At 62.2% G+C, this 25,781-nt stretch carries 32 protein-coding genes; 12 read left to right on the plus strand and 20 right to left on the minus strand.

Annotation, left to right across the window (positions count from 1 at the left end; genetic code table 11):
• Positions 1-39: 39 nt before the first annotated feature.
• The 6 genes from NKJ76_RS03925 to NKJ76_RS03950 all read right to left on the minus strand — a co-directional run bounded on the left by NKJ76_RS03925 (position 40) and on the right by NKJ76_RS03950 (position 5,354).
• The gene (locus NKJ76_RS03925; protein ID WP_023684646.1) at positions 40-771 is read right to left on the minus strand and encodes a proteasome-type protease; all 732 of its coding nucleotides are present in this window, start codon (positions 769-771) and stop codon (positions 40-42) included.
• Between the two features lie 32 nt (positions 772-803).
• Positions 804-1,598, minus strand: coding sequence for a transglutaminase family protein (locus NKJ76_RS03930; protein WP_023670966.1), 795 nt, complete (start codon positions 1,596-1,598; stop codon positions 804-806).
• Between the two features lie 85 nt (positions 1,599-1,683).
• A complete protein-coding gene (locus tag NKJ76_RS03935) occupies positions 1,684-2,625 on the minus strand; it encodes an alpha-E domain-containing protein (protein WP_023693403.1) in 942 nt (313 codons plus the stop codon).
• Positions 2,626-2,751: 126 nt separating this feature from the next.
• On the minus strand, positions 2,752-4,164 hold the full coding sequence (locus NKJ76_RS03940; protein ID WP_352536812.1) for a circularly permuted type 2 ATP-grasp protein: 1,413 nt from the start codon (positions 4,162-4,164) through the stop codon (positions 2,752-2,754).
• A 273-nt stretch (positions 4,165-4,437) separates the two neighbouring features.
• Positions 4,438-4,674 (minus strand): Lrp/AsnC family transcriptional regulator, encoded by a 237-nt coding sequence (locus tag NKJ76_RS03945; protein WP_023670963.1) that lies wholly within the window; start codon positions 4,672-4,674, stop codon positions 4,438-4,440.
• A gap of 68 nt (positions 4,675-4,742) precedes the next feature.
• Positions 4,743-5,354 (minus strand): DsbA family protein, encoded by a 612-nt coding sequence (locus NKJ76_RS03950; protein ID WP_023688619.1) that lies wholly within the window; start codon positions 5,352-5,354, stop codon positions 4,743-4,745.
• A gap of 193 nt (positions 5,355-5,547) precedes the next feature.
• On the opposite strand from NKJ76_RS03950, the gene NKJ76_RS03955 reads away from it, so the two are divergent.
• Positions 5,548-5,970 (plus strand): DUF4864 domain-containing protein, encoded by a 423-nt coding sequence (locus NKJ76_RS03955; RefSeq protein ID WP_023684643.1) that lies wholly within the window; start codon positions 5,548-5,550, stop codon positions 5,968-5,970.
• Between the two features lie 6 nt (positions 5,971-5,976).
• Here NKJ76_RS03955 and tgt read toward each other — a convergent pair whose 3' ends face one another.
• The 7 genes from tgt to coaD form a co-directional block, all read right to left on the minus strand.
• The gene (gene tgt, locus NKJ76_RS03960) at positions 5,977-7,107 is read right to left on the minus strand and encodes a tRNA guanosine(34) transglycosylase Tgt (protein ID WP_023834128.1); all 1,131 of its coding nucleotides are present in this window, start codon (positions 7,105-7,107) and stop codon (positions 5,977-5,979) included.
• Complete coding sequence (locus NKJ76_RS03965) at positions 7,100-7,369, minus strand: hypothetical protein (protein WP_352536813.1); 270 nt, start codon at positions 7,367-7,369, stop codon at positions 7,100-7,102. The genes tgt and NKJ76_RS03965 overlap by 8 nt, the downstream gene beginning before the upstream one ends.
• The gene (gene queA, locus NKJ76_RS03970) at positions 7,359-8,447 is read right to left on the minus strand and encodes a tRNA preQ1(34) S-adenosylmethionine ribosyltransferase-isomerase QueA (protein ID WP_352536814.1); all 1,089 of its coding nucleotides are present in this window, start codon (positions 8,445-8,447) and stop codon (positions 7,359-7,361) included. Before queA ends, NKJ76_RS03965 begins: the two co-directional genes overlap by 11 nt.
• Positions 8,447-8,896 (minus strand): DMT family transporter, encoded by a 450-nt coding sequence (locus NKJ76_RS03975; protein ID WP_352536815.1) that lies wholly within the window; start codon positions 8,894-8,896, stop codon positions 8,447-8,449. Before NKJ76_RS03975 ends, queA begins: the two co-directional genes overlap by 1 nt.
• A 12-nt stretch (positions 8,897-8,908) precedes the next feature.
• Complete coding sequence (locus NKJ76_RS03980) at positions 8,909-9,421, minus strand: peptidylprolyl isomerase (protein ID WP_023748732.1); 513 nt, start codon at positions 9,419-9,421, stop codon at positions 8,909-8,911.
• Positions 9,422-9,465: 44 nt separating this feature from the next.
• The gene (locus tag NKJ76_RS03985; protein WP_245271915.1) at positions 9,466-9,960 is read right to left on the minus strand and encodes a peptidylprolyl isomerase; all 495 of its coding nucleotides are present in this window, start codon (positions 9,958-9,960) and stop codon (positions 9,466-9,468) included.
• 168 nt (positions 9,961-10,128) lie between these two features.
• Positions 10,129-10,629, minus strand: coding sequence for a pantetheine-phosphate adenylyltransferase (gene coaD / locus NKJ76_RS03990; protein WP_023670954.1), 501 nt, complete (start codon positions 10,627-10,629; stop codon positions 10,129-10,131).
• Between the two features lie 194 nt (positions 10,630-10,823).
• Here coaD and NKJ76_RS03995 point away from each other — a divergent pair, with 194 nt between their 5' ends.
• Entirely contained in the window at positions 10,824-10,970 is a 147-nt protein-coding gene (locus tag NKJ76_RS03995) for a hypothetical protein (RefSeq protein ID WP_023670953.1), read from the plus strand.
• A 56-nt stretch (positions 10,971-11,026) separates the two neighbouring features.
• On the opposite strand, the gene gyrA is transcribed toward NKJ76_RS03995, so the two are convergent.
• A complete protein-coding gene (gene gyrA, locus NKJ76_RS04000; RefSeq protein WP_023696506.1) occupies positions 11,027-13,816 on the minus strand; it encodes a DNA gyrase subunit A in 2,790 nt (929 codons plus the stop codon).
• 223 nt (positions 13,817-14,039) lie between these two features.
• A complete protein-coding gene (locus NKJ76_RS04005; protein ID WP_023750732.1) occupies positions 14,040-14,891 on the minus strand; it encodes a helix-turn-helix transcriptional regulator in 852 nt (283 codons plus the stop codon).
• Between the two features lie 87 nt (positions 14,892-14,978).
• Between NKJ76_RS04005 and NKJ76_RS04010 the strand changes: the two genes are divergently transcribed.
• The 3 genes from NKJ76_RS04010 to NKJ76_RS04020 all read left to right on the plus strand — a co-directional run bounded on the left by NKJ76_RS04010 (position 14,979) and on the right by NKJ76_RS04020 (position 16,663).
• Positions 14,979-15,557, plus strand: a complete 579-nt coding sequence (locus tag NKJ76_RS04010; RefSeq protein WP_352536816.1) for a hypothetical protein — start codon at positions 14,979-14,981, stop codon at positions 15,555-15,557.
• A complete protein-coding gene (locus NKJ76_RS04015) occupies positions 15,550-15,927 on the plus strand; it encodes a VOC family protein (RefSeq protein ID WP_023815801.1) in 378 nt (125 codons plus the stop codon). Before NKJ76_RS04010 ends, NKJ76_RS04015 begins: the two co-directional genes overlap by 8 nt.
• A 106-nt stretch (positions 15,928-16,033) precedes the next feature.
• Entirely contained in the window at positions 16,034-16,663 is a 630-nt protein-coding gene (locus NKJ76_RS04020; protein ID WP_352536817.1) for a MarC family protein, read from the plus strand.
• Between the two features lie 10 nt (positions 16,664-16,673).
• On the opposite strand, the gene NKJ76_RS04025 is transcribed toward NKJ76_RS04020, so the two are convergent.
• From NKJ76_RS04025 to NKJ76_RS04040, 4 genes are all read right to left on the minus strand, one after another.
• On the minus strand, positions 16,674-17,099 hold the full coding sequence (locus tag NKJ76_RS04025; protein ID WP_023706191.1) for an OsmC family protein: 426 nt from the start codon (positions 17,097-17,099) through the stop codon (positions 16,674-16,676).
• A gap of 23 nt (positions 17,100-17,122) precedes the next feature.
• Positions 17,123-17,521, minus strand: coding sequence for a DUF2306 domain-containing protein (locus NKJ76_RS04030; protein ID WP_023726685.1), 399 nt, complete (start codon positions 17,519-17,521; stop codon positions 17,123-17,125).
• Positions 17,522-17,558: 37 nt separating this feature from the next.
• Positions 17,559-18,089 carry a single-stranded DNA-binding protein gene (ssb, locus tag NKJ76_RS04035; protein ID WP_023715842.1) on the minus strand — a complete coding sequence of 177 codons (531 nt, stop codon included), beginning with the start codon at positions 18,087-18,089 and terminating at the stop codon, positions 17,559-17,561.
• A 210-nt stretch (positions 18,090-18,299) separates the two neighbouring features.
• Entirely contained in the window at positions 18,300-18,701 is a 402-nt protein-coding gene (locus NKJ76_RS04040) for a hypothetical protein (protein ID WP_023815803.1), read from the minus strand.
• Positions 18,702-18,834: 133 nt separating this feature from the next.
• On the opposite strand from NKJ76_RS04040, the gene NKJ76_RS04045 reads away from it, so the two are divergent.
• The 4 genes from NKJ76_RS04045 (at position 18,835) to NKJ76_RS04060 (ending at position 20,619) form a co-directional block, all read left to right on the plus strand.
• The gene (locus NKJ76_RS04045) at positions 18,835-19,149 is read left to right on the plus strand and encodes an ArsR/SmtB family transcription factor (RefSeq protein ID WP_023670944.1); all 315 of its coding nucleotides are present in this window, start codon (positions 18,835-18,837) and stop codon (positions 19,147-19,149) included.
• The gene (locus NKJ76_RS04050; RefSeq protein ID WP_023696505.1) at positions 19,146-19,613 is read left to right on the plus strand and encodes an SRPBCC family protein; all 468 of its coding nucleotides are present in this window, start codon (positions 19,146-19,148) and stop codon (positions 19,611-19,613) included. The genes NKJ76_RS04045 and NKJ76_RS04050 overlap by 4 nt, the downstream gene beginning before the upstream one ends.
• Before the next feature lie 29 nt (positions 19,614-19,642).
• Entirely contained in the window at positions 19,643-20,251 is a 609-nt protein-coding gene (locus NKJ76_RS04055) for an ATP-dependent Clp protease proteolytic subunit (RefSeq protein ID WP_352536818.1), read from the plus strand.
• A gap of 146 nt (positions 20,252-20,397) precedes the next feature.
• Positions 20,398-20,619, plus strand: a complete 222-nt coding sequence (locus tag NKJ76_RS04060; protein WP_352536990.1) for a hypothetical protein — start codon at positions 20,398-20,400, stop codon at positions 20,617-20,619.
• Positions 20,620-20,963: 344 nt separating this feature from the next.
• Here the strand turns inward: NKJ76_RS04060 and NKJ76_RS04065 are convergent, their stop codons facing one another.
• Entirely contained in the window at positions 20,964-21,413 is a 450-nt protein-coding gene (locus NKJ76_RS04065) for a hypothetical protein (RefSeq protein ID WP_352536819.1), read from the minus strand.
• On the opposite strand from NKJ76_RS04065, the gene uvrA reads away from it, so the two are divergent.
• From uvrA to NKJ76_RS04080, 3 genes are read left to right on the plus strand one after another with little or no spacing between them, the layout of a single operon-like run.
• A complete protein-coding gene (gene uvrA / locus NKJ76_RS04070; RefSeq protein WP_023736557.1) occupies positions 21,402-24,323 on the plus strand; it encodes an excinuclease ABC subunit UvrA in 2,922 nt (973 codons plus the stop codon). The genes NKJ76_RS04065 and uvrA overlap by 12 nt on opposite strands.
• Before the next feature lie 34 nt (positions 24,324-24,357).
• The gene (locus NKJ76_RS04075) at positions 24,358-24,822 is read left to right on the plus strand and encodes a GNAT family N-acetyltransferase (protein WP_352536820.1); all 465 of its coding nucleotides are present in this window, start codon (positions 24,358-24,360) and stop codon (positions 24,820-24,822) included.
• 28 nt (positions 24,823-24,850) lie between these two features.
• The gene (locus tag NKJ76_RS04080) at positions 24,851-25,654 is read left to right on the plus strand and encodes a DUF72 domain-containing protein (protein WP_023693383.1); all 804 of its coding nucleotides are present in this window, start codon (positions 24,851-24,853) and stop codon (positions 25,652-25,654) included.
• Positions 25,655-25,781 lie beyond the last annotated feature (127 nt).

Here is a 25,781-nt window from a genome sequence, read left to right on the forward strand (position 1 = left end):
GTTAAATAGAGACAGGCAACCGCGACGAAGGTTCCCGCGCTACCCCGGAAAATCCGGCAGGCTGGCAAAGGCCGTCTTCAACGCGTTCGACCAGCCTTCGGAAATAGCACGATAATATCGATCGTCCTGGCCGATGCGCTTTTTCAAACCCACCGTGAACGTGTCCTCCTCCAGGAACAGCAGGTCGAGAGGCAGGCCGACGGACAGGTTCGATTTCAGCGTCGAATCGAACGATACCAGCAAGAGCTTGACGGTTTCAGCCAGGCTCATCGTCCTTTCATAGGCACGGATGATGATCGGCTTGCCGTATTTGGTCTCGCCGATCTGGAAGAACGGCGTGTCGTCGGTCGATTCGATGAAATTGCCCTCGGGATAGATCATGAACAGCCGTGGCGGGCTGCCCTTGATCTGGCCGCCGAGGATGAAGGAGGCGTTGAAATAGGAATCCGCCTTTTCGCCGGCAGGCGACGAGCTGGCGATGACTTCCTTGACGGTGTCGCCGACCAGCCGCACCGTCTGGTACATGGATGGGGTCTCGAGCAGCGTCGCGTGGCGTTCCGCCACCGCCTTTGTGCGCTCGTCGAGCAGGCTGACCACGGCCTGCGTCGTAGCCAGATTGCCGGCCGACATCAGTACGATGACGCGCTCGCCTGGCTCTTCCCAGACATGCATCTTCTTGAAAGTGGAGATCGAATCCATCCCTGCATTGGTGCGCGTGTCCGACATGAACACGAGCCCACGATCGATCTTGAGGCCGACGCAATAAGTCATGGAATCTCTTCAGGCAGCAATCTTGCCGGAGACTACTGCTCTACCGTGACGGTGACTGCAAGCTGTTCCTCCGCCTGTCCCAGTCGAATTCCCGACACCGGCGAGGCGTCGCGATAATCACGGCCGGTGGCTACCCTGACATAGCGTTCATCGGGGGAAATGCCGTTGGCGGCGTCGAAGGCGACCCAGCCGAGACCCTGAACATGGGCTTCGGCCCAGGCATGGCTTGCCGCCTGCTCGATGGCCGCATCCATCATCAGATAGCCACTGACATAGCGGGCCGGAAAACCCATGACGCGGGCTGCGGTGACAAAGATGTGGCTGTGATCCTGGCAAACGCCGGTCTTCAGCGCCAATGCCTCTTCCGCCGGGGTCGTCACGCTGGTGGTGCCCGGCGTGTAGGCGACGCGCTCGACGATCAGCGCCATCAGCCGATGCAGCCTTTCGATGTCGGTACCTTTGCCGACCGCCGCGGCAAGCTCGCTTATGCCCTCGCCGGGGATGGTCAAAGCTGTCTCCTGGCTGAACAGCCACAGTGGCGCAAAGCCGTGATGCGGACCCGAGACGCCTGCTGTGTCGCGCGTGACAACCTCGCCGGAGGCCTCGACGGTGATGAAGTCGCGCTCGCCCTCGACGCTCAACAGCCTGTTATCGTTGCCAAAATGGTCGTTAAAGCGGACTTCCTCTCGCGCGCCCTCGATCTTCAGCGCCCAGGACAAGACGGTCTGCGTCGGTCCGCTGACCGGTAACAGGCGTAGCCGCTGCAACAGATAGTGCACCGGCGCGTCGTAGCGGTATTCGGTACGGTGGGTGATCTTGAGCCGCATGCCTATTTTCCGTTTGTAAGCATGATCTTATCCGAAAACCGGGTCCCACTTGTCGCTAGCGCGGCCCTCCGGTTCGCGATCATGCTCAATTGAACCGGTAATCTTGTGCGATCTCTTCGCCAAGCTTGGTGTTGTCTTGAATGAACCTGGCCAGGAATTCGTGCAGGCCGGCGTCGAATATGTCCTTGATCGACCCTGCCTGCAGCATCGCCTGTGTCCTGTCGACGGTGGCGTGGCAGGCATGACGGTCGCCATAGTCGTCGCCCAGGAACTTCAGATGCTCGGCGAGAAAACGATAACAGAAGGTCAGCGAACGCGGCATGCGCACATTGAGGATCAGATAGTCGGCAATATTGGTCGGTTTGTAGTCGGCCTCATAGACCCAGCGATAGGAACGGTGCGCCGACACCGAGCGCAGGATCGATTCCCATTGGTAGTTGTCGAGGCTCGAGCCGACCCAGGAGATCGACGGCAGCAGCACGTAGTATTTCACGTCGAGGATGCGTGCCGTGTTGTCGGCCCGCTCGACATAGGTGCCGAGCTGCGAGAAGTCGAAGATCTCGTTGCGCAGCATCGTGCCGTAGAACGAGCCGCGGATCAGCGCCGTCTCGCGTTTGATGGCGTCGAGCACACTCGGCAGGTCGCGCTCGTCGATCGGCTTTGCCAGCATGCGCTTCAGGGCCATCCAGGCTTCGTTGATGCTCTCCCAGGTCTCGCGCGTCAGCGCGGTGCGCACCATGCGGGCATTGTTGCGAGCGGTCTCGATCGCCGACATCGTGCTCGACGGGTTCGAGGTGTCGCGCAGCAGGAAGTCGGCGACGTTGGCGGCGGTATAGTCCTTGTATTTCTGCGTGAAGGTGACGTCGGAGCCGGCGCTGAGCAGCACCGAATTCCACTCTTCCGACGCGCTCTGGGTGCGGGTCAGCGCCATGCGAAGGCCGGCATCGACCAGACGCGCCATGTTTTCCGCCCGCTCGATATAGCGGTTCATCCAGTAGAGCCCGTTGGCGGTGCGGCCGAGAAGCATGTGAAGTGGCCCTTCGGGGCTAGTGAGTAGGGAATAGTGAGTAGGGATTAGTAAGCATTTGAATCTCTGTGGAATATGGCATTTCTTGTCCCTCTACTGCCTACTGCCTACTGCCCTATTCCCTACCTAATCGTCCAACACCCACGTATCCTTCGTGCCGCCGCCTTGCGAGGAATTCACGACCAACGACCCCTCCTTCAGCGCCACCCGCGTCAAGCCGCCGGGCACAATCTGGATTCGGTCGGAGACCAGAACATAGGGTCGCAAGTCGACATGGCGCGGCGACAGGCCTTTTTCTGTCAGGATCGGGCAGGTCGACAGCGCCAGCGTCGGCTGGGCGATGTAGTTGGAAGGCTTCGCCTGCAGCTTCTTGGCGAAATCCTGGCATTCCTTCTTGGTCGCAGCCGGCCCCACCAGCATGCCGTAGCCGCCGGAGCCGTGCACTTCCTTGATGACCAGCTCATGGATGTGTTCGAGCACGTATTTCAGGCTGTCGGGCTCCGAGCAGCGCCAGGTCGGGATGTTGCCGAGGATGGCTTTGCGGCCGGTGTAGAACTCGACGATGTCGGGCATGTAGGAATAAATCGCCTTGTCGTCGGCGATGCCGGTTCCCGGCGCGTTGGCGATGGTGATGTTGCCGGCGCGGTAGACGTCCATGATGCCGGGCACGCCAAGGGCCGAGTCCGGCCGGAAGGTCAGCGGATCGAGGAAGGAATCGTCGACGCGCCGGTAAAGCACGTCGATCTGCTTGTAGCCTTCGGTCGTGCGCATAGCGACGTGGCCGTCTACAACGCGCAGATCCTGGCCTTCGACCAGTTGCACGCCCATCTGGTCGGCGAGGAAGGCATGTTCGAAATAGGCGGAGTTGAAGCTGCCCGGCGTCAGCACGGCAATGGTCGGTGCGCCCTTGGTGCTTTGCGGCCGCACTGCCGCCAGCGACTGGCGCAGCAATTGCGGATAATTCTCCACCGGCCGCACCTTGATCTGCTGGAACAGTTCGGGAAAGAGCTGCATCATCGTCTCGCGGTTCTCCAGCATGTAGGAGACCCCCGACGGCGTGCGCGCATTGTCCTCCAGCACGTAGAACTCGTTCTCCGAGATGCGGACGATATCGACGCCGATAATGTGGGTGTAGACGCCGGCCGGTGGCCGCACTCCGATCATTTCCGGCAGGAACGCCTCGTTCCTGGCGATCAGCTCCCTCGGCACGCGGCCGGCGCGCAGGATTTCCTGGCGGTGGTAAATGTCGTCGAGGAAAGCGTTCAGCGCCTGCACGCGCTGCTCGATGCCTTGCGTCAGCCTTCGCCATTCATTGCCGGAGATGATGCGCGGCACGATGTCGAAGGGGATCAGCCGCTCGGAGGCTTCCTGCTCGCCATAGACGGCGAAGGTAATGCCGGTCTTGCGGAAGACGCGCTCGGCGTCCTGCATCTTTTCGGTAAGCCTGGCCGGGTCCTGCTCCTTCAGCCAGCGGTCGTAAGCCGTATACGGTTGTCTAAGCCCGGAAATTTCCGGAAGCATTTCATCGAACGCTGCCAATCGCATACTCCCCTGTGACGCCATTTCACTGGCGTCGCGGGAGAAAATCAAGCGCAATCGGTGATTTGGAGGATATCGGCGATCAGTATGTTCCGACTGCCCAAAATTCGGGCAGTCGGAACAGGACCTTAATCAGGCTCTGCCTTGTCGCCGGGCAAGTGCCTGATGCGGCTCTAGCAGTTCACCGTTTCATGGAAACGGCGACCTGCCATAGCTTTTTGCTTTGCCGCAATTCCGGACGGAAAACCGCTTCACACTTTTCCTGGAATTGCTTTAGAATGCGCGGAAAGTGACGACCGTGAAGGTGTCCTTGATTCCGGGAATAATCTGCACTTTCTCGTTGACGAAGTGGCCGACATCTTCCTCGTCGTCGACGTAGAATTTGGCAAGCAAGTCGTAATTGCCGGCGGTCGAGTAGATCTCCGAGGCGATTTCGGCATCGGCGAGCGCGCTGGCGACCTCATAGGACTTGCCCAGATCGCACTTTATCTGCATGAAAAACGTCTTCATTGCCGGTCCCGATCAAGCTTCAGCACACAAGCGGCCCTTGTGGCAGACTGCCGCCCGGCTTTCAAGCATCAGGCCGAGCGCGCCTTGGCGACGGCTTGTCTCAGTTCGGACACCGGCATGCCGCGCCGATACAAGTTGCCGCCGATGACCAGGGCTGGCGTGCCGCGCAGCTTGAACGCCGCCGCCTGGACTTCGGTGCGGACAAGGGCAGCGTCGATATCGGGTTCACGGATGGCGAGGTCGGCACGCACCATCGCCACATCGACACCGACGGAAGAAAGGATGTCGTTGGTGCGGCGTTCCGAAAGGCCGCGCTGGTTGGTCATCAGCGCATCGACCGCCGCGCCATAGTGTTCGCCGCTCAGCAGCGTCACCCGCGCCGCGTCGCGCGACACGTCGCCGAAGATCGGCCAGTCCTTCATCACAAGCCGAACGCCGCTGTCCTCTTCCATCAACTTCTTCAGTTCGACGAAGACGAGCTTGCAGATCGGGCACTGATAGTCGACGAATTCGGCGATGGTGACGTCGCCATCGGGGTTGCCGAGCGCTGGAATGGCGGGATCGAAGGCGACTTCCGTGACGGTCGGCCCAGTGCTTGCCCAGGCGGGCAAGGGGGCCAAAACTGCGAGGCTTGCCGCGCCCTTCAGCAAAAGGCGCCGGTCGATCGGCTGCTTGAACATGGTCGTCCCCTGGTTGCGCGAACGGGTCCCCACCCGTCCCTACGATGCGCGCCCCGCGTTAAAGGAGGCTTAAGCATGATCATGTGGCACTTGCGTGGCGAATATTGCGGTTGCTGAAACCGTGAGGCTCCGCAAAGCGTATGGTATGATGCGTCCCGGGACAGGTTTTGTTGGGGGACAATGGAGACAGGCCATGCGCCGCACCGCATTCGCAGTTGTTTCATTGCTGTTCGCGTTGTTCGTGTCGGCAGCCCTTGCCGGCGACGCCGAAGTCAAGGCCGGCCAGGCCGTCATCGATGGTCAGTTGAAGGCGCTCATCGCCAATGATGGCGCCAAGGCGTACAGTTTCGCCGCTCCAAATGTGAAGCGCATCTTTCCGACCGTCGACACCTTCATGAACATGGTGACCAACGGCTATCCGCCGGTGCGCCAGCCGCAGAGCTATTCCTTCGGCAAGGTCGAGCAGATGGGGCCAACTTCGCTAATCCAGCAAGTGCTGATCGTTGGGCCCGACGGCAAGGACTATGAGGCGGTCTACACGCTGGAACAGCAGCCCGACGGCAGCTTTCAAATCACCGGCTGCAGCTTGCGCGCAGCGAATTCGCTCAGCACCTAGATGTGCTTATAGCACCGGAATATCGCCCCTCGCCCATCCCTCTGAAATGTCTGATGTGCGCGCCTCGAAGGCCTTTGCCTCGATCGCGGCGCGAACGTCCTGCATCAGCTTCTGATAGTAAGACAGGTTGTTCCAGGTCAGAAGCATCGCGCCCAGCGCCTCCTGCGAGCGCACGAGATGATGCAGATAGGCGCGTGAATAGTCGCGTGCCGCCGGGCAGTCACTCTCCTCGTCCAGCGGCCGCGGATCGTCCGCATGGCGGGCATTCCTGAGATTGACCTTGCCGCGCCTGGTATAGGCCAGGCCATGGCGGCCGGCGCGGGTCGGCATCACGCAGTCGAACATGTCGATGCCGCGCGCCACCGATTTCACGATGTCGTCCGGCGTGCCGACGCCCATGAGATATCGAGGCTTGTTGTCAGGCAATTCCGGACAGGTGATCTCCAGCATATCCAGCATCACCGCTTGCGGCTCGCCGACGGCCAGGCCGCCGACGGCATAGCCCTTCAGCTCCATCGCGCTCAGCGCCTGCGCCGAGCGCACCCTGAGTGCTGCGTTGTCGCCACCCTGGACGATGCCGAACATGGCCTTGCCGGGCTGGTCGCCGAACGCTGTCTTGCAGCGCTCGGCCCAGCGCAGCGACAGCTCCATCGCGCGCTCGATCTGCTTGAGGTCGGCCGGCAGCGCTGTGCATTCGTCGAGCTGCATCTGGATGTCGGAATCGAGCAGGCCCTGGATCTCGATCGAGCGCTCCGGCGACATCTCGTAGGCAGCGCCGTCAATGTGCGAGCGAAAGGTGACGCCCTTCTCGGTCAATTTTCTGAGCTTCGACAGCGACATGACCTGAAAACCCCCACTGTCGGTCAGGATCGGCTGTGGCCAGCGGGCGAACTCATGCAGGCCGCCAAGCCGCGCCACGCGCTCGGCGCCTGGCCGCAGCATAAGATGATAGGTATTGCCCAGAATGACGTCGGCGCCGACGCCGCGCACCTGGTCCATATACATGGCCTTGACCGTGCCGCCGGTGCCGACCGGCATGAAGGCCGGCGTGCGGATTTCGCCGCGCGGCATGGTGATGGAACCGCGCCGCGCCTTGCCGTCAGTGGCGAGGATCTTGAAGGTGAATGTCTCAGCCATTGAATTCCTTGTCATGGACAGGCGCGCCTGGCGCCTGCCTGTCGAGCGACTGCCGGTAGTGGATGCAGCCGCGCATAAATCTCGGCCAGGGCGGCACGGCAATCGATGGATCGGTCCTTTCCGGCAGCAGATCCCACAGGTTGGGGTGATGCCAGCACAAATCCTGGCCGGTGGCATCGCGATGCTGGCGAATGCCGGCACGCAATTTCTTCACTTCGGCGATCAGGCTCTCGCGATCAAAAGCTTGCAGGTCATCGTCCATCGCTCATCTCCGCTCGATAAAGCAGGCTTGCGTCTCCGTAGGAGTAGAATCTGTAATCGTTCCCGATGGCATGCGCATAGGCCGCGCGCATTGTATCGAGGCCGCTGAAGGCCGTAACCAGCATGAACAGCGTCGAACGCGGCAGATGGAAATTGGTCATCAGCAGGTCGGCGGTCTTGAACCGATAGCCCGGCGTGATGAAGATGTCGGTCGGGCCGGACCAGGCGGTCAGCGAGCCATCAGGCCGTGCCGCGCTCTCCAGCAGGCGCAGCGAGGTCGTGCCGACAGCGATGATGCGCCCGCCCCGCGCCTTGGCGCCATTCAGAGCGTCGGCTGTTGCTTCGCTGACCGAGCCGGTCTCGGCATGCATCTTGTGGTCAGCGGTGTCGTCCGCCTTGACCGGCAGGAAGGTGCCGGCGCCGACATGCAAGGTGACGAAGCGGCGTTCGATGCCTTTGGCGTCGAGCGCGGCAAACAGCTCCGGCGTGAAATGCAGGCCGGCGGTGGGCGCTGCCACAGCACCTTCCTCTTTGGCATAGATGGTCTGGTAGTCGGTCAGGTCGCGCGCGTCGTCGTCGCGCTTCGACGCGATATAGGGCGGCAGCGGGATGTGGCCGACGGCATGCAGCGCCTCGTCGAGAAACGGCCCCGACAGGTCGAAACCGAGCAGCACCTCGCCGGCCTCGCCCTTCTCGATCACCGTGGCGTCGAGTTGCCCGAGAAAACAGGAATTGCCGTCATGGCCGAAATGGATGCGGTCGCCGGCGGCGATGCGCTTGCCCGGCCGCATGAAGGCCAGCCAGCGGTCCGGCGCCATGCGCATATGCAGCGTGGCGTCGACCTGCGCCTGCGCTTCGCCGCGCCGCCTGATGCCTCTCAACTGGGCAGGAATGACCTTGGTGTCGTTGAAGACCAGCACGTCGCCCGTTCTGAGCAAGGACGGAAGGTCGCGCACCGCGCGGTCCGCAAAGTCTTCGCCTGGCCTGACCACCAGCATTCTGGCGCTGTCGCGCGGCTCGGCCGGGCGCAGCGCGATGCGCTCCTCCGGCAGGTCGAAGTCGAAGAGATCGACGCGCATCAGTAGAGCCGGACGAGCAGCGCTCCGGCAAACAGCAGCACCGCGCCGGCGATGCGGCCGAGCGAAATCTCGCGCACCGCCACGCCGAGAAAGCCGACGCGATCGATCAGCATGCCGGCCAGCAACTGGCCGGCAACCAGGAACGCCATCAACGCGGCTGCACCAATGCGCGGCGTAAGAATGGTTGACAGGGTAACATAGAAACCGCCGAGCATGCCGCCGGCGATGAACAGCCAAGGCGCCGGCGCCTTCCAGTCGAGCGAGATGTCCTGCAGCCGCACAACGGCAATGGAGATGATACCAAGCACGATCGCGCCCGACAGGAACGAAAACGCAGCAGCCGCGACCGGGAGCCCCAGGCCGCGCGCCAGCTGCGAGTTGATCGGCGCCTGGACGGCGATGAAGGCGCCTGACAGGATGCCGAGCAGCGACCAGACCACGCCCATCATCTTCGTTTGTCCTTACCTGACGTCGGCCGCGACCTTCAGCGACACGATCTTGTCGGGATCGACCACCGGCTCGCCGCGCTTGATCTTGTCGACATTGTCCATGCCTTCGATGACCTGGCCCCAGACCGTGTACTGGCGGTTGAGGAAAGCGGCATCGTCGAAGCAGATGAAGAACTGCGAATTGGCCGAGTGCGGGTTCTGCGAACGGGCCATCGAGCAGGTGCCGCGGCCATGGTTGGCGTTGGAGAATTCAGCCTTCAGGTCCGGCTTTTCCGAGCCGCCCATGCCCGCACGCGACGGCGCGAAGGTGGGCTTGGTCGAATTGCCGAACTTCACGTCGCCGGTCTGCGCCATGAAGCCTTCTATGACGCGGTGGAAGACCACGCCATCATAGGCGCCTTCACGCGCCAGTTCCTTGATGCGGGCGACGTGGCCGGGAGCCAGGTCGGGAAACAGTTCGATGACGACCTTGCCCTTGGTCGTTTCCAGGATGAGCGCGTTCTCGCGGTCCTTGATCTCAGCCATGTCGGATATCCTTTTATCTCAGAAAAACAGATTGATTTGATAGGTCACTTGTCGGCCGCCATGCGCACTTTGATCATGCGATCGGGGTCTGTGACGGTTCCGTTGTCGGCCTCATCACCCTTCTTGATCTTGTCCACCAGTTCGATGCCACTGACGACATTGCCGACGATGGTGTACTGGCCATCGAGGTTCGGCGCCGGCGCGAACATGATGAAGAACTGCGAATTGGCGGAGTTCGGGTCCTCCGAGCGGGCCATGCCGAGCGTGCCGCGCTTGAAATGTTCGCTCTGCGAGAATTCGGCCGGCAGGTCGGGCAGGTCTGAACCGCCGGTGCCGACGGCCTCGGGGCTGAACCCCTTCTTCATGTTGCCGAACTTGACGTCGCCGGTCTGCGCCATAAAGCCGTTGATGACGCGGTGGAATGCGACATCGTTATAAGCCCCTTCGCGCACCAGCTTCTTGATCTGCGCGACATGCTTGGGCGCCAGGTCGGGGCGTAGCGCGATGGTAACGTCGCCGTTCTTCAAGGTGATGACCATGGTGTTTTCCGGTTCGGCGGCGAAGGCCGAAACGGATGCGGTCACGAGACCGGCAAGCACGACGAGGAACGAGGCGAGCTTTTTCAGCTGCATAAGGGATCTCCGAAGGTCTTTGTTAGGGTGCATGTCGTTGCCCCAAAACCGGCATCCACTTTTGGGCGACATGCACTATTTCGCGAATTTGGCGGTGAGCGCGCCGGCAACGGCGGCCGGCACGAACGGACGGATGTCGCCGCCCATCGAGGCTATCTGGCGCACAAGTGTGGCGGTAATGGTGCGTACCGACGGGCTGGCGGGCAGAAAAACCGTTTGCAGTTCCGGCGCCATCGTCTCGTTCATTCCAGCCATCTGCATCTCATAGTCGAGATCGGTGCCGTCACGCAGGCCGCGGATCATGATCGAGGCGCCATGCTTGCGGGCCGCGTCGATGACCAGCCCGTCAAAGGCGACGACCTTGATGCGGTCGCCGTCGCGGCCGAATTCGGCCTTGGTCGCGGCCTCGATCAGCTTCACCCGTTCGTCGAAGGAAAACAGCGGCGTCTTGCCGGGATGGGTGCCGATCGCCGCATATACCGTGTCGGCGACAGCCAGCGATGCCTTCAGGACATCGAGATGGCCGTTGGTCAGCGGGTCGAAGGAGCCGGCATAAAGGGCGATGCGATCGGTCATGGGAGGTGCTTCTAGCGGGGCATTGGGCGGAAGGCAAATGCGATTGGGAACATCTGCGTGAACCTTTTCGCAGACATGAACGACAGATGAATGCCTTGATCACGAAGACTTCACGCCGCGTTCGCTAGTTTGCACTTCGGAAGATGAAACCAAAACCCGATCTAACCGTTGGATAGGCGCAGGAGAACACGCATATGCTGATCTACATGCTCGCCACCGCAATGACCGTCGCCATGCTGATCGCCACCGCATTCGGATTGCATAGCGAGGCAGAGCGCGTCCGTGTCCGCACAAAGCGGTTCGAAGGTTTCGGCGCTCGCTGGCCCCACCGTCGCCCCTGATTTATTGCTAGTTTCTTGTTTGCGCCGGCCCATCGGGCCGGCGTTGTTGCTCAAACCTATTCGGTGCTGTCCGGTACGGCATCTCCGGCGCCGGCCTCAATGACACCCTCTTCGACATCCTCGTCGGCCTGCGGCTCCGAAATCCGTTCGACCGAAACCACCTTCTCGCCTTCGGCGGTGTTGAAGATGGTCACGCCCTTGGTGGCGCGGCTGGCGAAACGGATACCGTTGACCGGCACCCGGATGACCGTGCCGCCATCCGAAACCAGCATGATCTGGTCGTCATTGCCGACCGGGAAAGTCGCCACCAGCTGGCCGATCTCGGCCACCTTCGACACGTCGGTGGCGCGGATGCCTTTGCCGCCGCGTCCGGTCAGGCGGAAATCGTAGGATGACGAGCGCTTGCCGTAGCCATATTCGGTCACCGTCAGCACATACTGCTCATGCGCCTTGAGCTCTTCGTAACGGCTGTCGGAAAGCTCGGTCTCCTCGCCAATCTCCTCATTGGTGAGTGCAATCTCTTCTTCCTCGCCGGTCACCTCGGCGGCAAGCCGCCGCTCCAGTGCTGCCCGCTTGAGGTAGGCGGAGCGTTCCGCCGGTGAAGCATCGACATGCTCGATCACCGACATGGAGATGATGCGGTCGGTCTCGGCCATGCTTATGCCGCGCACGCCGACCGAATTGCGGCTCTGGAAGACGCGCACATCGCCAACGCGGAAGCGGATGCACTGGCCGGAGCTGGCGGTCAAAAGCACATCGTCATTGTCTGTGCAGGTCTCGACGCCGAGAATCTCGTCGCCCTCCTCCTCCAGCTTCATGGCGATCTTGCCATTGCGGTTGACCTGGACGAATTCGGACAGCTTGTTGCGGCGCACGGTGCCGCGCGTGGTGGCGAACATGACGTCGAGTTCGCCCCAGCTGGTCTCGTCCTCGGGCAGCGGCATGATGGTGGTGATGCGCTCGCCCTGCTCCAGCGGCAGCATGTTGATCAGCGCCTTGCCGCGCGACTGCGGATTGCCGATTGGCAGCCGCCAGACCTTTTCCTTGTAGACGATGCCGCGCGAGGAGAAGAACAGCACCGGCGTATGCGTGTTGGCCACAAACAGCCGGGTGACGAAATCCTCTTCCTTGGTCGACATACCGGAGCGGCCCTTGCCGCCGCGGCGTTGCGCCCGGTAGAGCGACAGCGGCACGCGCTTGATGTAGCCGGAATGGCTGACGGTGACGACCATGTCCTCGCGCTGGATCAGGTCCTCGTCTTCCATGTCGGCGCCGCCGTCGGTGAGCTCGGTGCGGCGCGGCGTGCCGAACTCGTCGCGCACGGCGGCAAGCTCGTCCTTGACGATCTGTTGGATGCGGGCGCGGGACGACAGAATATCGAGGTAATCCTTGATCTCGTCGCCGATGGTGTTCAGCTCGTCGGCGATTTCGTCACGGCCGAGCGCGGTCAGGCGCTGCAGGCGCAGTTCGAGGATTGCGCGCGCCTGTTCCTCGGAGAGGTTGTAGGTGCCATCCTCATTGATGCGATGGCGCGGATCGTCGATAAGCAGAATCAATGACTCCACGTCCCCGGAGGGCCAGCGCCGCTCCATCAACTGCTCGCGCGCCGTCTGCGGATCGGGCGCGGTGCGGATCAGCTTGATCACTTCGTCGATGTTGGCGACGGCGATGGCGAGGCCGACCAGCACGTGGGCGCGGTCGCGCGCCTTGCGCAGCAGGAATTTCGTGCGCCGGCTAATCACCTCTTCGCGGAAGCTGACAAACGCCTTCAGCATGTCGGTCAGGTTCATCACTTCCGGCTTGCCGCCGTTCAGCGCCACCATATTGGCGCCGAAGGAGGTCTGCAGCGGCGTGAACCGGTAAAGCTGGTTGAGAATGACGTCGGCGACAGCGTCGCGCTTCAGCTCGATGACGACGCGGTAGCCCTGGCGGTCGCTTTCGTCGCGAATGTCGGAAATGCCTTCGATGCGCTTGTCGCGCACCAGCTCGGCCATTTTCTCGATCATCGAGGCCTTGTTCACCTGGTACGGGACTTCCGTGATGATGATCGATTCACGGTCGTTTCCGCGCTGTTCGACATTGACCTTGCCGCGCATGACGATGGAGCCACGGCCAGTCGCATAGGCGCTGTAGATGCCGGAACGGCCGAGTACGATGCCGCCGGTCGGGAAATCGGGACCCGGAATGATCTCCATCAGCGCCGGCAAATCGATCGCCGGATTGTCGATGATGGCGATGGCGCCGTTGCAGATCTCGGCCAGATTGTGCGGCGGGATGTTGGTGGCCATGCCGACGGCGATGCCGCCGGAACCGTTGACCAGAAGATTGGGGAAGCGGGCCGGCAGCACCTTCGGTTCGGTGTCGGATGCGTCATAAGTCTCCTGGAAATCGACGGTTTCCTTGTCGATGTCCTCCAAGAGTTCATGCGCGACCTTGGTCAGCCGCGATTCGGTGTAGCGCATCGCCGCCGGCGGATCGCCGTCGATGGAGCCGAAATTACCCTGCCCGTCGATCAGCGGAACGCGCAGCGACCAGTCCTGCGCCATGCGCACCAAGGCGTCGTAGATCGAGGCGTCGCCATGCGGATGGTATTTACCCATCACGTCGGCGACCGGGCGGGCCGACTTCACATATTTGCGGTTCCAGTGGTAACCGCTCTCATGCGCCGCATAGAGAATGCGGCGGTGAACCGGCTTCAGGCCGTCGCGTACATCGGGCAGCGCACGGCTGACGATGACGCTCATGGCATAAGAGAGGTAGGAGCTCTGCATCTCCTCGATGATGGAGATGGGCTCGATGCCGGTAGGGCCGCCGTCGGCGCCGCGCGGGGGTTTTTGGTCGGTCAAATCGGATCACAATCTAATCAGGAATCACTGACCGCTTATATAGGAAGCACGGCCGAAACTCCAATATTCGTGGTGGTTTTCCAACGACAATTTTGGCGGCAATTTCAAATGGATACCGTTGATTGCGACGATTTGGCCATAACGCATTTCGCCGCCGCAAGGGCAAAAGCCTGCGATGGACCGTTTTCAAAGCAAAGAGCGTATCAGGAGGCAGGCGGACGCATCAGCGGGTAGCCACCCGCCGGGCGCGATAGTGGCCAGGCGTTTCGCCCATGACGCGCCGGAAACGGCGGTTGAACGTCGACAAATCGTTGAAACCGGCCTCGAAGGCGATTGCCGAGATGGCATCGCCTGACATGCGCAGCCGCACCGCCGCGCGGTGCAGCCGGGTTCTCAGCAGAAACTGATAGGGCGTCATGCCTGCGACCTGCCGGAAGGTGCGCAGGAAATGATACGGGCTGGTCGCCGTCGCGCAGGCAAGCTCGGAAAGCGAGACCGGCCTGTCGGCATTGAGCTCGATCTGCCGCACCGCCTCGGCAACCCGTTTCTGGTCGCGGCGGCTCGGCGGTCGAACGCCAGGCACCGCATCGCTGGCGACGGGCAGTGCTGCGCCGGCAACTGCCAGTGCTGCGCCGGCAATTCGCAGGCCAAGCTCCTCAAAGGCGTCGATGTCGACCATCTCGCGCGCCGCTTCCGCCTCGGCCAGCAGCGATGCGAGCGCCGGCAAAGGCGGCATATGCGGCACGCCGAAGGCGAGCTTGCTCGCGCCGGGCACGTCGCTGGCGATGCGGTCGAGATAGGCCGGAGCGAAGTGGAAGGACAGGCAACGGTCGCCGGCGCCATGCTCATGCCCGCATTCATAGCAGGCGCCGACATTGCCGAGCAGGATCGCGCCCGGCGCCAGCATGGCGGCGCCTTGCCTGGTGCGGTAGCGGAAGGTGCCGCTGGTGACAGCGGCAACGCAGAAGGTGTCGTGCGCCTCCTCGAACGGGCGGTCGCCGGCGCCGGCCGTGCACAGCACGTCACAGACATACCAACCCTGCCCCGATGCCAGGTTTTGTTCGCTCGTCGTCATGGCTTGAAAGATAGCAATTTTTCCCAAGCGCGACAGCCGGTCGGGGCCTATCGCTTGCAGCCTCCTGACATAACGAAGGCAGCAAGTATGAGCGGTACATCCTCCTTTGCCGAAGCGCTCCACAGCGACGGCCCCAATCCCGGCCTGGCTGAAAAGCTGGATCTCTACGGCCGCTTCGTCGGCGCCTGGACATTCGATGCCACGCGCCATCTCGAGGACGGCACGGTTCTCACCGGACGCGGCGAGGTGCATTTCGGCTGGGTCCTGGAAGGCAGGGCGATCCAGGACGTATGGATCCTGCCCGCGCGGGATGCCGGCCCCTCGCCCTCGCTCGGCAAATGGACTTTCCATGGCACAACGCTGCGGGCCTATGATCCCGGCTCGGATGCCTGGCACATCTTCTGGAGCGACCCGCGAAACCAATACTACAGCCGCCAGCTTGGTCGCGCCGAAGGCGACACAATTGTGCAGGTCGGCGCCGACGGCACTGGTTCCTCGGTCCGCTGGAGCTTTTCGCGCATCACCAAAGACAGCTTCCGCTGGCTCGGCGAGCGTTCGCACGACGATGGCAAGACATGGCGTCTCGAAGTCGAGTTCCTGGCGCGCCGCGTCGCCCAGGAACTGATGACGCAACATATTGCAAAAAAGGTGAAAAAACATGCTTGACCATGTCTCGATCGGCGTCCGCGACACCAATTTTTCGAAGCCCTTCTACGATGCCGCGCTAAAGCCGCTCGGTTATTCCTGCCTCAGCCAGTCGCCAGGCTCACTGGGTTATGGTGCGCAAACCGTGGCGCTGTGGGTGAACGACGCGGAGCGGCCAGTGTCATCGGACGAGAAGTCCGGTCTGCATTTCTGCTTTACCGCGCCGACGAGGCAGAGTGTCGTTGCCTTCCATGCCGCCGCCTTGCGTGCAGGCGGCAGCGACAATGGCGCGCCGGGCCTGCGCGCCGAATATGGCGAGAACTATTACGCTGCCTTCGTCGTCGATCCCGACGGCTATCGCCGGGAGGCCTATTGCAACGCTGCCGCCTAACACTGACGCCGTCTCCGGTATCGCCATGTCAGACGGTTCCCACCGGTCGGGCTTTGCTCTACCACTATGGTGGCGCAGGGGTCCGGCCCGGCGGGAGGGGTCAGCGATGCCGAGTTTCGACAGCCTGTTCAACGCCTTCGTCACCATTCTGGTGACCATCGACCCGCCAGGTCTCGCGCCGCTCTTCCTCGCGGTGACACGCGGCATGAACCGCGAGGAACGTCAGCAGGTTTCGGTGCGCGCCGCGATCATCGGCTTCCTCGTGATGGCGCTGTTTGCGGTGGCCGGGGCGTCCATCCTGTCGGTGTTCGGCATCACGCTGCCGGCTTTCCGTGTCGCCGGCGGGTTTTTGCTGTTCTTCATCGCTTTCGAAATGGTGTTCGAGCGCCGCCAAGATCGCAAGGAGAAGATCGGCGACGTCGCCATCACCAAGGACATGATCCACAACATCGCGGCCTTCCCGCTGGCGATCCCGCTGATCGCCGGCCCCGGTGCGATTTCGGCGACTGTGCTACTGTCGGGCTCGTTTCAGGGTTTTGCAGCACAAGCGGCGCTGGTCGGCATCATCTTCGTCTGCCTTGCCATCACCTATCTGGTGTTCGTGCTGTCGGAGCGCATCGACCGCATCCTCGGCCAGACCGGCCGCTCGATCCTCACCCGCCTGCTCGGCGTCATCCTGGCCGCGCTTGCGGTTCAGTTCGTCGCGGATGGCATCAAGGCGCTGATGGCGGGGTAAGCGGCAGCCCCTACTCCACCGCCGTATCGACGACCTCGAAATCGTGAGTGATGACAGCCGTCTTGGCCAGCATGGCCGAGGCCGAGCAGTATTTCTCGATCGACAGGTTGATGGCGCGCTGGACCTTGTCGCGCGACAGCGCGTGGCCCGTGACGATGAAATGCATGTGGATGCGGGTGAAGACTTTGGGGTCGGTTTCGGCCCGGTCGGCGTCGAGTTCTACAACACAGTCCTCGATCGCCTCGCGGCCTTTTTCGAGGATGTGGACGACATCATAGGCCGAGCAGCCGCCGGTGCCGATCAGCACCAGCTCCATCGGGCTCGGACCTGGCGTCTTGCCTTCCGGCCCGGGGGCGGTCCCCAGCACCAGTTTGTGGCCGCTGCCGGACTCGCCGACGAAGGTGCGCTCCTCGACCCATTTAATCCGTGCTTTCACGGCAATCTTCCTTTCAGAAAGCGTCACTGGCCGAAGACGACCGTGTGCATGATCCGCCCCGGCAGCAGCGTGAACACGCCGGCGCCGATCAGGGCGAAAACATACAGCGATATCATCACCCTGCGATGTTTGGCGACCCGATGCATATGCGCGTGCCAGACCGCAAGCGGCACGGCGATCAACACTAAAATCGACAAGAGATGGATCGGGCTGAACGGACCGACGAGGCGTATCTGCTGGATCCAGAAACTGGAGATGGCGACGACCATCATCAGCGCCGCCCAGGCATAGCCGACGACACGATGACGCGTCGTGCCTTTCGGCAGCGCCAGTTGCGTAGCGCCAACGGCCAGCGCGGCAAGGGCCGCGAAGGCGTGCCATGGAATGGGAGGGCGCGCCGATAGAAGCGGTCCGAGCGACATCGCACCCTCTCCTCAGATATCGCTGACTATCGTCAGCTCAGAACGGGATTTCGTCGTCCAGTTCGCGCGACGAGCCGCCGCCACCGCCGCCCTTGGAACCGCCGCCACCGCTATTGCCGCCGCGGTTGAAGCTCTCATTGGGGCCAGACTGGCCGAAATCCGAGCCACGGCTCGCGCCGCCGCCGGCATAGTTGCCGACCTGACCGCCGCCCTCGCCGCGAGAATCGAGCATCTGCAGCTCGCCGCGGAATTTCTGCAGCACGACTTCGGTCGTGTACTTGTCGGCGCCGGTCTGGTCTTGCCATTTGCGTGTCTGCAGCTGGCCTTCGACGTAAACCTTCATGCCCTTCTTCAGGTACTGCTCGGCGACCTTGGCGATCTGGTCATTGAAAATGACCACGTTGTGCCATTCGGTCTTTTCCTTGCGCTCGCCGGAGTTCTTGTCGCGCCAGCTTTCCGACGTGGCGATGCGGATGTTGACGACCGGATCACCGGAATTCAGGCGGCGGATTTCAGGGTCCGCGCCGAGGTTACCGACCAGAATGACCTTGTTGACGCTACCCGCCATGACACTTCTCCGTGCTCATCCGAAACAAATTTCAAGTCGTTCACCTTACAGGCCGCGCACAATCCTGGCTTGCCGCGGCTGGCTTTTCCCACAAGGTTTTTGTTCCCTTTTCGTTCCTATACTGTTAACCACGGATTGTCAAGGAATGGCAGCAATCGCCGACGCGGGCGCGTGGATTTAGCTGACACGCAGGGGCGAGAAGCGGTGTCGTCAGCGCCGTTTTTTAGCTGGTGGCAACGGACCGAAAAAGCCGCTCCACTCCATGCCCATGCCATGGGCGCGCTGTGCGATCACGGTTGGCGCCGACATCAGCCCGACTGCAGGTTCAGATTTCAGAGCCGGGTCATTCAGCAATTTCCCGATCGCGCGCCCGTGCCACCACACCTGAGCGACGAGCGCCGCTACCACCGCGATCAGGCCCCAGGTCCCCAATCCTTCGCCGAAGATGTAAATCCCGTATGGCGGCGATAGCGCCGTACCCAGCTTGGCCAACAAGATCACGGCCACGAAACCGATGACGGCGATCGCTCCTATACCGAGTACGAGGCGGCGATAGAGCCTCAGAGCCTCGTTGAGGTTCTCGGCGGACGAAAGATCGACGTTGGAATTCATAAATACTACTCCTGCCTCGCGATGATCGGCCCATCTTGTTCCCCGCGGCTTAGAGGCCCGGCAGGATCCAATCAATACGCGGCATTCAAAACACCCCTTGCCAAATCGATAAGTATCGACTTATGCTTTTGCCATGATCGAAGCAGAGATTTTTCGCGCCCTGGCCGACCCGACGCGACGCGCCGTCTACGAGCGGCTGACTTCCGGCGAGATGAGCGTGTCGGAGTTGCGCACCGGCATGAGCGTGTCGCAGCCGGCGGTGTCGCAGCACCTTGCCGTGCTGCGCGGCGCAGGCCTGGTCAGCGAAAGACGCGCCGGCCGCAACGCCTACTATCGCGCCGATCCGCAAGGGCTCGAGCCGCTGCTCGGCTGGATCGAACGCTACCGCGCATTCTGGCCGGAGCGCATCGAAAGACTGAAGGCCGTTTTGAAGGACATGGACCAATGACCGACGAAAAGCAGACCCAGACCGCCAAGGATGCCCTCGCCTTCGAATGCGATCTGCCGGACGCACCGGAAAAAGTGTGGCGGGCACTGACCGTGCCGGACCTCTTGGCGGAATGGATGATGCCGAACGACATCAATCCGGAAACCGGCAGCCGCTTTGCCTTTGCCGGGCCTGAGAAGCCGATCGAGTGCGAAGTGCTCGATGCCGAACCGGGGCGCCTGCTGCGCTATTCCTGGCGCGAGCGTTCCGGCGACGCCAACCGCGAGGAGCTGGAGAGCATCGTCACCTTCACACTCGCCCGCACCGTTTCCGGCGGCACGCATCTGCGCATCGTCCATGACGGGTTTGTCCTGACGCCTGCGGTCGCGATGGCCGGCGCCGGCTGCCGGCTCTGGCTGCGCGCATACAAGCCCAAACCGCCTGTCGCCGCCAACGCGCCACGCCTGTTGCTGCGCGCTGCCTGACCCGGAAAAATCAAAACGGAGACAATGAGATGAGCGGCTTTGCCAATCTGGTGCCGATGGTGATCGAGCGATCGAGCCGCGGCGAACGTGCCTTCGACATTTTCTCGCGGCTGCTGCGCGAGCGCATCATCTTCGTCAATGGCGAGATCAATGACGGCATGTCGGCGCTGGTCTGCGCCCAGCTCCTGTCGCTGGAATCGGACAATCCCGACAAGGAGATCTCGCTCTACATCAACTCGCCGGGCGGCGTGGTGACCAGCGGCTTCGCCATCTACGACACGATGCAATATGTCAGCTGCCCGGTGTCGACCGTGTGCATGGGCTTTGCCGCGTCGATGGCCTCCTTCCTGCTGATGGCGGGAACGCCGGGGCGGCGCATCGCGCTGCCCAATGCCAGCATCGTGCTGCACCAGCCTCTGGGCGGCTTCCAGGGCCAGGCCTCCGACATCCAGCGCCATGCCGAAGGCATTTTGCGCACCAAGCGGCACATGGCCGACCTCTACGCTCACCATTGCGGCCGCACCCACGAAGAGGTCGAACGCACGCTCGACCGCGATTTCTTCATGACCGCGAAGGAGGCCAAGGACTGGGGCCTCGTCGACCACGTCTTCGACACCCGCAAGCAGGCAGCGGCCTGATCGGCGGATTGAATGCAGGCCGGTGTTCCCTCAATTTCAACGCCGCTGGTCTGGCCTCGCCTTGAGCGCGGCACTATAGTCTTGCCATGCGCTACCACCTGAACAGACTGACCATAGCCATTGCCATCACGGCGGCGACATCGAGCATGGCCTTTGCCGGGGGCAGCACCAGCACGTCGCGGAAAGGCGCCCTGCCCGGCGTGGCCGGCGACTACCGCATCGCCAAGCCCGCGCCGCAGCCGGAGCCGGACGACGCGCTGCCTGCCGTCGAGAACGGCACGTTCAAGATCGGCGACACCGATGTCAGGATTTCCGGCAGCATCACTGTCGATGTCGGCACGGGTCGGATCAAGCCGCCGCGCCGGTAGCCCCTTCTCCCAGCTACTATACGGGAGAGAAAGCCTGCGCCGACGACTTCCTCGCAAAAGAACAGCCCCGCCGTTGCTTCCGCTAACGGTCGGGGCTTTTTTTGGATTCCAAATCCAAACTGCCGGTAGTGTTATACCGACTTTGATTTCGGATGCTTCGCGGCATTCAGCCGACGATCCGACTAGCCGTCTCTGATTTTTGTGGGATTCGGCAGGTCACGGTTTGTCTGGTGGTTTGTTGGACTGACGCGATGCGTTCGTTTGGACGCATACACTCCAATGCCTTGAAACTACCTGGCACTTATGCCCGCCGCGGCTCCACTAGCAGGTGGAGCCTCAAGGGACTATCCGGTGGCGTCATGCTCCGCTCCTATGTCCGTTGCGACTGGTGTCAATCCGAAGCACAAATCGCAAAAACCTGCGGCGTCTCGCAGGCCGCTATGGGCGGCGAGGCCATCAAAGACGGCCGGCTCCGTTGACTCCGGCAGAGTGCGCCCCTGATTCGACGGCGTCAACCTTGAATAGCCGGTTACGGAAAATGTGATCGCCGGGAGCTTACTCAGGGTCAGTTTCTGAAACACCCTTGTCAGTTTCTGCACAGCTTTGTCAGGAGCGTGTTCGGTCTTTGTTCTTTCCGCTTGCCCGTTCGCGCGAAAGACGGTTAAACGGCTTTGGTCGAGAAGTGTGGCGTCTCTCGACGTGGCGGCAAAAATACCTACATAGGGAATGGCCGGGAAAACCCGCCGATCCCACTGACACCAGACCTGAGGCGGCGACCGGCGATGGCCGACCATAAATACCTTTCCATTCGCGGGGCACGCGAACACAACCTAAAGAATGTCGATCTCGACCTGCCGCGTGACAGCCTGATCGTCATGACCGGCCTGTCGGGCTCCGGCAAATCGTCGCTTGCTTTCGACACCATCTATGCCGAGGGCCAGCGCCGTTACGTCGAGAGCCTGTCGGCTTATGCGCGCCAGTTCCTCGAAATGATGCAGAAGCCGGATGTCGACCAGATCGACGGCCTGTCGCCGGCCATCTCGATCGAGCAGAAGACCACGTCGAAGAACCCGCGTTCGACGGTCGGCACCGTCACCGAGATCTACGACTACATGCGCTTGCTGTTCGCGCGCGTCGGCATCCCCTATTCGCCGGCGACCGGCCTGCCGATCGAGAGCCAGACGGTTTCACAGATGGTCGACCGGGTGCTGGCGGTCGAGGAAGGCACGCGCCTTTTCCTGCTGGCGCCGATCGTGCGCGGCCGCAAGGGCGAGTATCGCAAGGAACTGCTGGAGCTGCAGAAGAAGGGCTTTCAGCGCGTCAAGGTCGACGGCGTCTTCTATGAGATCGCCGATGTGCCGGCGTTGGACAAGAAGTACAAGCACGACATCGACGTCGTCGTCGACCGCATCGTCGTGCGCGGCGACCTGGCGACACGGCTTGCCGATTCCATCGAAACGGCGCTGAAGCTCGCCGAAGGGCTGGCGGTGGCCGAGTTCGCCGACCGGCCGCTCGACGCCAGCCAGACCGGCGAGGACTCGGTCAACAAATCGAAGAACGAGACGCATGAGCGCATCCTGTTCTCGGAAAAATTCGCCTGCCCGGTTTCCGGCTTCACCATTCCGGAGATCGAGCCCAGGCTGTTCTCGTTCAACAACCCGTTCGGCGCCTGCCCGACCTGCGACGGCCTCGGCAATCAGCGCGCCATCGACGCCAGCCTGATCGTGCCGGACGAAAACGTCTCGCTGCGCGACGGCGCCGTCAGCCCGTGGGCGAAATCGACCTCGCCCTATTATGCGCAGACGCTGGAAGCGCTGGGCAAGGCATACGGCTTCAAGCTCGGCGACAAGTTCAAAGACCTGACCGAAGAGGCCAAGGAAGCCGTCCTGCGCGGCACCGGCGAGCGCGAGGTCACCTTCCAATATGATGACGGCCTGCGCTCCTACAAGACCACCAAGACGTTCGAGGGCGTCATTCCCAATCTCGAACGGCGGTGGAAGGAAACCGAATCCGCCTGGATGCGCGAGGAGATCGAGCGCTTCATGTCGGCGACGCCCTGCCCGGTCTGCAAGGGATACCGGCTGAAGCCGGAAGCGCTGGCGGTGAAGATCGCCGGCAAGCATATCGGCGAAGTCACAGAGCTGTCGATCCGCAAGGCCGACCAGTGGTTCACCGAACTGCCGCCACATCTCAACGACCAGCAGAACGAGATCGCGGTGCGCGTTCTCAAGGAAATCCGTGACCGCCTGCGCTTCCTCAACGATGTCGGCCTCGACTATCTGACGCTGTCGCGCAATTCCGGCACGCTGTCGGGCGGCGAGAGCCAGCGCATAAGGCTGGCGTCGCAGATCGGCTCCGGCCTCACCGGCGTGCTCTATGTGCTGGACGAGCCGTCGATCGGCCTGCACCAGCGCGACAATGCCCGCCTGCTCGACACGCTCAAGCATCTGCGCGACATCGGCAACACGGTGATCGTCGTCGAGCATGACGAGGACGCCATCCTGCATGCCGATTATGTCGTAGACATGGGTCCGGCCGCCGGCATTCATGGCGGCGAGATCATCGCCCAGGGCACGCCGCAGCAGGTGATGGCCAATCCCAACTCGATCACCGGTAAATATCTGTCGGGCGCGCTCGAAGTCGCCACGCCCGGTGTCAGGCGCGAGGCCAAGAAAAACCGCCGGCTGAAGATCGTCGGCGCGCGCGGCAACAATCTCAAGAACGTCACGGCCGAAATCCCGCTCGGCACTTTTACCGCCGTCACCGGCGTGTCTGGCGGCGGCAAATCGACCTTCCTGATCGAGACGCTGTTCAAGGCGGCGTCGCGCCGCATCATGGGCTCGCGCGAGCATCCGGCCGATCACGACCGCATCGAGGGCCTCGAATTCCTCGACAAGGTCATCGACATCGACCAGTCGCCGATCGGCCGCACACCGCGTTCGAACCCGGCCACCTACACCGGCGCCTTCACACCGATCCGCGACTGGTTTGCCGGGTTGCCCGAGGCCAAGGCCCGCGGCTATCAGCCGGGCCGCTTCTCCTTCAACGTGAAGGGCGGCCGCTGCGAGGCCTGCCAGGGCGACGGCGTCATCAAGATCGAGATGCACTTCCTGCCCGACGTCTACGTCACGTGCGACGTCTGCCACGGCAAGCGCTACAACCGCGAGACGCTGGATGTCGTGTTCAAGGGCAAGTCGATCGCGGACGTCCTGGACATGACGGTCGAGGAAGGCGTCGATTTCTTTGCCGCCGTGCCCGGGGTGCGCGACAAGCTGGAGACGCTGAAGCAGGTCGGCCTCGGCTACATCCATATCGGCCAGCAGGCGACGACGCTGTCGGGCGGCGAGGCGCAGCGCATCAAGCTCGCCAAGGAATTGTCGCGCAAGGCGACCGGCAAGACGCTCTACATCCTCGACGAGCCGACCACCGGCCTGCACTTCCACGACGTCGCCAAGTTGCTGGAAGTGCTTCACGAACTGGTCGACCAGGGCAACACGGTGGTGGTCATCGAGCACAATCTCGAAGTCATCAAGACCGCCGACTGGGTGCTCGACCTCGGCCCCGAAGGCGGCGATGGCGGTGGCGAACTGGTGGCACAGGGCACACCGGAAGCCATCGTGCGCGAAAAGCGCAGCTACACCGGCCAGTTCCTGAAGGAGCTTTTGGAGCGGCGGCCCGGAGGCAAGCGCGAAGCGGCGGAGTAACTGACAGACCGGTCGGGCGCCTGGAGAGCTTTGAATGACAGTCCGACAGGCGCTTGCCGGTGATCTCGACGCAGTCGTCTCGCTGACGCAGACCGCCTATGAGCACTACACGCCCCTGTTAGGCGCGCCGCCGCTCCCAGTCACCGAGGACTATGCGCCACGCATCGAGCGTGGCGAGGTCTGGCTCTTGGAGAGCGGCGCGGAACTCGCCGGGCTGATCGTTATTGAGCGCCATCCCGATCATGCGATGATCTTCAGCGTCGCGGTCTCCCCCGCTTTCCAGGGCAGGAAACTCGGCACCGCGCTGCTCGACTTCGCCCAGGAACAGGCGCGGCTATGGGGTGTGCCGGAGGTGCGGCTCTACACCAATTCGCGCATGGAGCGGAACATCGAGATCTATACGGCCTATGGCTTCCACGAAACGGGCCGCCGAGCCAATCCCCACCGTCCCGGATGGACCGCGGTCGACATGATCAAACCGATTGGAAAAATAGCCTGACCGCATTTTTAGAACTGGGAGGAAGACGATGATCAGCCAAGGAACAATCCGCGCCGGGATGGGCGGCTGGACTTTCGAACCCTGGGATACGTCTTTCTACCCGGACAAGCTTTCCAAGGCCAAACAGCTAAGTTACGCCACCCGCCAGGTACCGAGCATCGAGGTCAATGGCACCTACTATTCCAGCTTCAAGGAGCCGACCTTCGTCAAATGGGCGGGCGAGGCGCCGGACGGTTTCGTCTATTCGCTGAAGGGCAATCGCTTCGTCACCAACCGGCGCGTGCTTGGCGAAGCCGGCGAGTCCATGACGCGCTTCCTCGGCTCCGGCATTGCCGCGCTGGGCGACAAGCTGGGCCCGATCCTTTGGCAGTTCGCGCCGACGAAAAAGTTCGACGCCGACGATTTCGAGGCCTTCCTGAAGCTGCTGCCGGAAAAGCAGGATGGCGTGGCGCTGCGCCATGCGCTGGAAGTGCGCAACGACAGTTTCAGCGTGCCGGAATTTGTGGGCCTGGCGCGCAAATACAAGGCGGCAATCGTCTATGCCGACCATGCCAAATATCCTGGTATCGCCGACATCACCGGCGATTTTATCTATGCGCGGCTGCAGACCGGCAGCGACGACAATCCGGATTGCTATACGCCGAATGGCCTGGACGAATGGGCAGCGCGGGTGAAGACCTGGGCGCAAGGCAAGCAGCCGGCCGATCTGCGGCGCGCCGATCCGACTTTCGACGCGCCGGTGAAACCGCGCGATGTGTTCGTCTATTTCATCACCGAGGGCAAGGTGCGCGCGCCGTTCGGCGCCATGGCGCTGATGAAGCGGGTGAGCTGATCGGTTAAAGCGCGTCGCGCTGAAACGGATTCATACGACGCGATTTAAGTCTTTGTCTTGATGCATGCCGTTGTCCCAGAACCGTGGCACACTTCTGGGCGACATGCATTAGGAGCAATTCCAGGAA

The organism is Mesorhizobium sp. M0029 (assembly GCF_040323735.1).
GTDB lineage: Bacteria > Pseudomonadota > Alphaproteobacteria > Rhizobiales > Rhizobiaceae > Mesorhizobium.

Coding starts and splice junctions, on each gene's coding strand:
- NKJ76_RS03995 (WP_023670953.1), top strand. CDS start 10,824: ATGCTGATCTACATGCTCGCCACCGCAATGACCGTCGCCATGCTGATC.
- NKJ76_RS03935 (WP_023693403.1), bottom strand. CDS start 2,625: ATGCTTCTCGGCCGCACCGCCAACGGGCTCTACTGGATGAACCGCTAT.
- NKJ76_RS03925 (WP_023684646.1), bottom strand. CDS start 771: ATGACTTATTGCGTCGGCCTCAAGATCGATCGTGGGCTCGTGTTCATG.
- NKJ76_RS04075 (WP_352536820.1), top strand. CDS start 24,358: ATGACAGTCCGACAGGCGCTTGCCGGTGATCTCGACGCAGTCGTCTCG.
- queA (WP_352536814.1), bottom strand. CDS start 8,447: ATGCGCGTCGATCTCTTCGACTTCGACCTGCCGGAGGAGCGCATCGCG.
- coaD (WP_023670954.1), bottom strand. CDS start 10,629: ATGACCGATCGCATCGCCCTTTATGCCGGCTCCTTCGACCCGCTGACC.
- NKJ76_RS04010 (WP_352536816.1), top strand. CDS start 14,979: ATGAGCGGTACATCCTCCTTTGCCGAAGCGCTCCACAGCGACGGCCCC.
- NKJ76_RS04040 (WP_023815803.1), bottom strand. CDS start 18,701: ATGAATTCCAACGTCGATCTTTCGTCCGCCGAGAACCTCAACGAGGCT.
- NKJ76_RS04080 (WP_023693383.1), top strand. CDS start 24,851: ATGATCAGCCAAGGAACAATCCGCGCCGGGATGGGCGGCTGGACTTTC.
- NKJ76_RS03955 (WP_023684643.1), top strand. CDS start 5,548: ATGCGCCGCACCGCATTCGCAGTTGTTTCATTGCTGTTCGCGTTGTTC.
- NKJ76_RS04015 (WP_023815801.1), top strand. CDS start 15,550: ATGCTTGACCATGTCTCGATCGGCGTCCGCGACACCAATTTTTCGAAG.
- tgt (WP_023834128.1), bottom strand. CDS start 7,107: ATGGCTGAGACATTCACCTTCAAGATCCTCGCCACTGACGGCAAGGCG.
- NKJ76_RS03975 (WP_352536815.1), bottom strand. CDS start 8,896: ATGATGGGCGTGGTCTGGTCGCTGCTCGGCATCCTGTCAGGCGCCTTC.
- ssb (WP_023715842.1), bottom strand. CDS start 18,089: ATGGCGGGTAGCGTCAACAAGGTCATTCTGGTCGGTAACCTCGGCGCG.
- NKJ76_RS04050 (WP_023696505.1), top strand. CDS start 19,146: ATGACCGACGAAAAGCAGACCCAGACCGCCAAGGATGCCCTCGCCTTC.
- NKJ76_RS04060 (WP_352536990.1), top strand. CDS start 20,398: ATGGCCTTTGCCGGGGGCAGCACCAGCACGTCGCGGAAAGGCGCCCTG.
- NKJ76_RS03985 (WP_245271915.1), bottom strand. CDS start 9,960: ATGGTCATCACCTTGAAGAACGGCGACGTTACCATCGCGCTACGCCCC.
- NKJ76_RS03945 (WP_023670963.1), bottom strand. CDS start 4,674: ATGAAGACGTTTTTCATGCAGATAAAGTGCGATCTGGGCAAGTCCTAT.
- NKJ76_RS03930 (WP_023670966.1), bottom strand. CDS start 1,598: ATGCGGCTCAAGATCACCCACCGTACCGAATACCGCTACGACGCGCCG.
- NKJ76_RS03950 (WP_023688619.1), bottom strand. CDS start 5,354: ATGTTCAAGCAGCCGATCGACCGGCGCCTTTTGCTGAAGGGCGCGGCA.
- uvrA (WP_023736557.1), top strand. CDS start 21,402: ATGGCCGACCATAAATACCTTTCCATTCGCGGGGCACGCGAACACAAC.
- NKJ76_RS04020 (WP_352536817.1), top strand. CDS start 16,034: ATGCCGAGTTTCGACAGCCTGTTCAACGCCTTCGTCACCATTCTGGTG.
- NKJ76_RS04055 (WP_352536818.1), top strand. CDS start 19,643: ATGAGCGGCTTTGCCAATCTGGTGCCGATGGTGATCGAGCGATCGAGC.
- NKJ76_RS04005 (WP_023750732.1), bottom strand. CDS start 14,891: ATGACGACGAGCGAACAAAACCTGGCATCGGGGCAGGGTTGGTATGTC.
- NKJ76_RS04045 (WP_023670944.1), top strand. CDS start 18,835: ATGATCGAAGCAGAGATTTTTCGCGCCCTGGCCGACCCGACGCGACGC.
- NKJ76_RS03980 (WP_023748732.1), bottom strand. CDS start 9,421: ATGGCTGAGATCAAGGACCGCGAGAACGCGCTCATCCTGGAAACGACC.
- NKJ76_RS04065 (WP_352536819.1), bottom strand. CDS start 21,413: ATGGTCGGCCATCGCCGGTCGCCGCCTCAGGTCTGGTGTCAGTGGGAT.
- NKJ76_RS03965 (WP_352536813.1), bottom strand. CDS start 7,369: ATGGACGATGACCTGCAAGCTTTTGATCGCGAGAGCCTGATCGCCGAA.
- NKJ76_RS04030 (WP_023726685.1), bottom strand. CDS start 17,521: ATGTCGCTCGGACCGCTTCTATCGGCGCGCCCTCCCATTCCATGGCAC.